This window comes from Mesorhizobium sp. M7A.F.Ca.US.005.03.2.1 (assembly GCF_003997795.1).
GTDB lineage: Bacteria > Pseudomonadota > Alphaproteobacteria > Rhizobiales > Rhizobiaceae > Mesorhizobium > Mesorhizobium ciceri.
This window is the reverse complement of the sequence record NZ_RZRP01000416.1, coordinates 1-5,457: the sequence shown is the minus strand read 5'-3', so window position 1 is coordinate 5,457 and position 5,457 is coordinate 1. Positions and strand designations below refer to the sequence as shown.

General features: G+C 61.7%; 4 protein-coding genes and 1 pseudogene. 3 read left to right on the top strand and 2 right to left on the bottom strand.

Annotation, left to right across the window (positions count from 1 at the left end):
* Window positions 1-2,327: pseudogene (locus tag EN991_RS21650) on the bottom strand (kinesin); the annotation flags it as partial.
* A 272-nt stretch (window positions 2,328-2,599) separates the two neighbouring features.
* On the opposite strand from EN991_RS21650, the gene EN991_RS21645 reads away from it, so the two are divergent.
* From EN991_RS21645 to EN991_RS21635, 3 genes are all read left to right on the top strand, one after another.
* On the top strand, window positions 2,600-2,968 hold the full coding sequence (locus EN991_RS21645; RefSeq protein WP_023813039.1) for an Hpt domain-containing protein: 369 nt from the start codon (window positions 2,600-2,602) through the stop codon (window positions 2,966-2,968).
* 111 nt (window positions 2,969-3,079) lie between these two features.
* On the top strand, window positions 3,080-3,400 hold the full coding sequence (locus EN991_RS21640) for a 2Fe-2S iron-sulfur cluster-binding protein (RefSeq protein WP_013531878.1): 321 nt from the start codon (window positions 3,080-3,082) through the stop codon (window positions 3,398-3,400).
* A gap of 195 nt (window positions 3,401-3,595) precedes the next feature.
* Window positions 3,596-4,624 carry an NAD(P)/FAD-dependent oxidoreductase gene (locus EN991_RS21635; RefSeq protein ID WP_013531877.1) on the top strand — a complete coding sequence of 343 codons (1,029 nt, stop codon included), beginning with the start codon at window positions 3,596-3,598 and terminating at the stop codon, window positions 4,622-4,624.
* 3 nt (window positions 4,625-4,627) lie between these two features.
* Here the strand turns inward: EN991_RS21635 and EN991_RS21630 are convergent.
* Window positions 4,628-5,457, bottom strand: an 830-nt coding sequence (locus EN991_RS21630) for an MFS transporter (protein WP_127369514.1), incomplete at its 5' end; no start/stop codon positions are given.

Here is a 5,457-nt window from a genome sequence, read left to right as displayed (position 1 = left end):
GCGTCAAGGGTCTGCGACAGCAGGCTGCGGTCCTCGGCCAACCGTCCCGAATGGCTTTCGATCAGGCCGCGTATGCCGGACAGATCATTGTCGAGCGAATGGGAAAGCTGCGTGCGGTCTTCCGCCAGTTTGGCGGAATGGGTTTCGATGAGGCTCTTGATGCCGACGATGTCGTTTTCCAACGCCTTGGCGAGCACGGCGCGGCCTTCGGCGATTTTTTCCACCTGACCGGCGACCAGACCGTCGATGTCGGCGCGGCTGTCGGACAGTTTTCCGAGATCGGCTTCCAAAGCGCGCGACAGAATGTTGCGGCCCTCGGCGAGTTTTCCGACATGTCCGGCGACCATTTCATCAATGATCGTACGAGCTTGCACCAGCTTCCCGGAGTCTTCATTCAAGGCAATAGAGAGCCTGTTGCGACCTTCTTCCAGCCTTTCGAGATGGCTGCCGAGCGATGCATCGATGGCCGCCCGCGATTCATTGACCTTGCGCAGATCCTCTTCGAGAGCGCGCGAGATCAGGCTGCGGCCTTCGGCCAGCTTCTGCACCTGGTTGGTTACTGCCGCATCGATGCCGGCGCGGCCCTCGGCGAACTTCGCCAGGTCGGCCTCCATGGCCGCGGCCATGCGCTCGCGGCTTTCGGACAGTTTCCTGCTGTGGTTCTCGACAGCTTCCTCGATGCCGACGCGGGCGTCGGCGAGCCGCTGGATGTCACTGTCGAACGAACGCGACACGACGTGACGGGCGGCTTCCATGCGTCCGGCGAAGTCGCTGGCGCGGGCTTCGAGCATAGAGGAGGTCGAAGTGACGATGTCGGCCATGTCGGCGCCGATCTGGGTCTTGCCCTGATCGATCATCGCCGACAGCGTGTCCTTGCTCTCGGCGAAGGTGTGCGCGATTTCGCGGGCGCGCTCGACCAGCGTTTCATTGATCTGGCGGGCGCGGGCCTCGAGTGCCGCATTGAGCTTCTGCGTTCCGGTGTCGAGCGCCTCGGCGCGGGTCTGGAACTCGCTGATCAGCGCCTGGCCGCGTTCGGCGAGCGTGCGCTCGATGCCGTTGAGGCTGGCCTCGAATTCGGAATTGAGGGTGCGCGCGGCGCCGCCAAGCAGCGACACCATGCCGGTGGTGCGATCGTCGAGTAGATCGGTCAACGACCGCGTCAGTCCGTCCGTGGTGTCCGTCAGCTTGGCAATGCGGGTGTCGAGAAGGCTGGCGAAGGCCTCGCCCGAGGTCGACAGACGGTCGGTGATCGAATCGAGCCGGCCTTCGACGGAATCGAAGATCGACATCGAGCTTTCGTTGATGCGGTCGATCAGCGTGTCGCCGGAATTGGTGATCGTCATCGACAATTTGGTCGATGCATTGAGGATCGAGTCGCGAATGATGTCGGAAGCCGCGCCGATCTCGTCCTTCAGCGTCTCATGCGCGCCGGTAATCGAGGCGCGGACGCGCTCGGCATGGGTGACGACGGCTTCGCGCTCGCTGCCGAGGCCGTCGACCAGCGAACGGATGCGGGATTCATTCTCGGAATAGGAGCGTTCGATCTGGTTGACTTCGCTGTGGACAAGCGTTTCCAGTTCGACGGCGCGGGCAAGCGTGCGTTCGATGCCTTCGCCCATCGCCGCGACCTCGCGACGAACGGCCTGGCCGATCATCATGACGCGATCCTGGGCAAGGTTTTCCGGCTCGGTCAGGCGGAAGGCCACTTCGGTCATCGACTGTGCGGCGATGCGCATTTCCTGGGCGCGGCGAATCATGGCGGCGAAGGCCCAGAACAGGATGACAGGCACGATGGCCGCGACGGCGAGGCCGATCAGTTCCGGACGGGCGAGGAACTGGTCGAGCGTGCGGATTCTCCAAATGCTCGGTCCGAAAAGCAGATTGGCCAAACCACCGGCACCGGCGAACCAGGCGAGCGAAACGAAGGCGACGACCCAGTAAATGGTGTTCGAGGCACGCCTGTTGAGGCTGTGCAGGAGCGTCTTGTAATCCTTCTGGCGATCGTCATTGGCCGGCGCGAAACCTGCGGGCTGGGCGCCATTGCGCGGTTCCACGGGGCGCAATTCGGCAGGTTTGGCCTTGGGCGCGGGTTTCGCGGCCTGGTTTTGGTTGACCACCGGCTCCGGGTTCTGTTCCGGCTTATGATTGCGTCCCTCGCGCGCCAGCTCGTCGGCCGCCTGGGATATCTGCGCTTCAAGATCCTCCATCGAAGCCGCGATATCGAGGTCGCCGCTGCCGATCTCATTGCTGAGGTCGAGATCGAGCGCCTTTTCCAGTTCCCTGGCCACTTCGCTGTCGAGAGTTCTCGTCGTCGGTTTCTTTGCCATGCCTTCGCTACCCTGTACTAGCTGCCGCGGGCTTATAATTTTGTTTGTCTTGCCCCGCGCAGGAGGCTGAAAATGGACCCCTCGTATCGTAATGACACAGGGGGGTAAAGAAAACATGCATTCCGCGGGATACGTAAAACTTTAAATATAAGGTTAACGGAACTGTGATTTGGACGCCGCTTTGGCAACATTTTTCCGGGCCATTCATTAACCCGTTGTCCATTGGATTCGCCTAGGTTTTTGGGCGAGTCGAAGAAACGGAGTTCGAGTTCATGCGTGGCGAAAGCGGCATCGCCTTCTCAATGCCCGGGGGAGATGTATCCGGACCAAGACGGTCACGGCCGGTCGATTTGGCACACCTTGCCCGCCAGACGATGGGTGACCGCAGCCTAGAGCAAGAGGTTCTGGCGCTATTTGTACAGCAGGCGCTGTCCGTGCGCGACAGAATAGTCGACGCCGATATCAAGGACCGGCTTCTGCTCGCCCATGGATTAAAGGGTTCGGCACGGGGCGTGGGCGCCTTTGCCATCGCCGATTGCGCCACCGAGATCGAGCACCGGCCGGAAGACGGCCAGACGCTCAAGCGGCTTGGTACGCTGATCGACGAAGTGCGCGATTTCATCGCCGCCATCAACCGCTGAATCCGCGCCGAATCCGATTTGCGGAAAAACGTCATCGGGCGGCGCTTTCATGCGGCAGTTGACTTGTCAGCCGGAGTGATTATCTCGGCTGCAACTCCCTTCAGGTGACAAATGACCAAGCTGACTTTCATTGCCCATGACGGCACGCATTTCGACATGGACGCCGAGAACGGCTCTACGGTCATGGAGAACGCGATCCGCAACGCCGTGCCCGGGATCGAAGCCGAATGCGGCGGTGCCTGCGCCTGTGCCACCTGTCACGTCTATGTCGACGAAGCCTGGACGGCTGAAGTCGGCGAGCCGGAAGCGATGGAAGAGGACATGCTGGACTTCGCCTACGACGTCCAGCCCAATTCGCGCCTGTCATGCCAGATCAAGGTCCGCGATGCGCTTGACGGCTTGGTCGTGCGGGTGCCTGCCCGCCAGGGATAAGCGCAACCTTTTTGCCAACTGATTTTTCCCGCTGTGGCTTGGCAGCGGGGCGATGGTCATGCAGTGTCCTGCTGTTTCACCACAGCGCCGCGCGTCCTCTTGGACGCGCAACGGACGCTGTAGCACTTTTATTTGCGCATGATCCTTTCCGAAAATCGTTCCGATTTTCGGGGTCATGCGCAGCGAGGCACAGGCATGACCGACATCACCAGGACAGACGTGCTTATTGTCGGGGCAGGGCCGGTCGGCCTGTTTGCCGTGTTCGAGCTCGGCCTGTTCGACATGAAGTGCCACCTGATCGACATTCTCGATCGGCCGGGCGGCCAATGCGCGGAACTTTATCCGGAAAAGCCGATCTACGACATTCCAGGCTGGCCTTCGATCTCGGCGCAGGGGCTGGTCGACAAATTGCTCGAGCAGATCGCGCCGTTCAAGCCCGATTTCAGCTACAACCGAATGGTTTCCAGCCTGGAAAAACTGGAGGACGGCAGTTTTCGCGTCACCACCGACGAAAACGAGGTGTTCGAGGCCAAGGTGGTGGTGATTGCCGCCGGCGGCGGCTCCTTCCAGCCCAAGCGTCCGCCGATCCCCGGCATCGAGCCCTATGAAGGCAAGAGCGTCTTCTATTCGGTGCGCCGGATGGAGGATTTTCGCGGCCACGACCTCGTCATTGTCGGCGGCGGCGACTCGGCGCTCGACTGGACGCTGAACCTGCAGCCGGTGGCAAAGAGCGTGACGCTGGTGCACCGGCGGCCTGAGTTCCGCGCCGCTCCCGACAGCGTCAACAAGATGTATGCCATGCAGGAGATGAAGCAGCTCGAATTCCAGGTCGGCCAGGTGACCGGATTGACCGGTGCCGACGGCCAGTTGTCATCGGCCACCATCAAGGGACCGGATGGCGACGTCGAGGTGCCTTGCACGCGCATGCTGCCGTTCTTCGGCCTGACCATGAAGCTCGGACCGATCGCGGAGTGGGGTCTCAACCTTCACGAGAACCTCATTCCGGTCGATACCGAAAAATTCCAGACATCGGTGCCCGGCATCTTCGCGGTCGGTGACATCAACTGGTATCCGGGCAAGCTGAAGCTGATCCTGTCGGGTTTCCACGAAGTGGCGCTGATGGCGCAGGCCGCCAAGCGCATCATCAGCCCCGGCGAGCGCATCGTTTTCCAGTACACGACCTCATCGACCAGCCTGCAGAAGAAGCTCGGCGTCTCCGGCTGAACTTTACTCGGCCAGCATCGGCGCCGCATTGTCGGCGTAGCCGCGAAGCTCCTTTTCGGGCATCAGCGTCAGCGTGATCAGCCCCAGCAGCAATGTAGCGGCGGCGACGGCAAAGATCATCACGAACGGCTCGACCGTCGCGCTATGGCCAGCGATCCGCACGCCTTCACCGGCAAGCGGCAAGCCGTAGCCCAGAGCGACCGCGCCGAGCATGGCGACCCCAAGCGCACTGCCAAGCGAACGCAGGAATGTCAGCACGCCCGTCGCGACGCCGAGATGCACGCGATCGACGGCGTTCTGGACCGACACGGTGGTGACCGGAAACGTCGTTCCGGTTCCAAACCCGATGCAAATCGTCAAGACCTCGACCTCCAGCAGCGTTGCATATCCTGCGACGACGGCCAGCAGGCAGAGGCACAGCATGCTGAAGACGACGCCCACCATCGCAATGCGCTTGTAGTGGGTGAAATGCGGGATCATACGCCCGCTGAATGCCGCGCCGCCGACGGTCCCCAGCAGAAGCCCAAGCATCGCGATGCCCGACTCCGCTGCCGACAAGCCGAGCACCGCCTGAAGATAGACGGGCAGGTACACAGCCATGCCGACGCTTGCGGCCTGAAGCAGGAACATCGAAAGCGTGCCCGCCAGAACGATTGGATTGCCAAGCACTTCGAGTGAGATGAGCGGCTCGGCGGCGCGCATGAGCCGCAAGGCAAAAGCGCTCCAGAAAATCGCCGAACCGCAGAGAACGCCGATGACTTCAAGCGAAGTCCAGGGATAGGCGCTGCCGCCCCAGTTCAAGGCGAGCAGCAGCAGCGCCGTGGCAATTATCA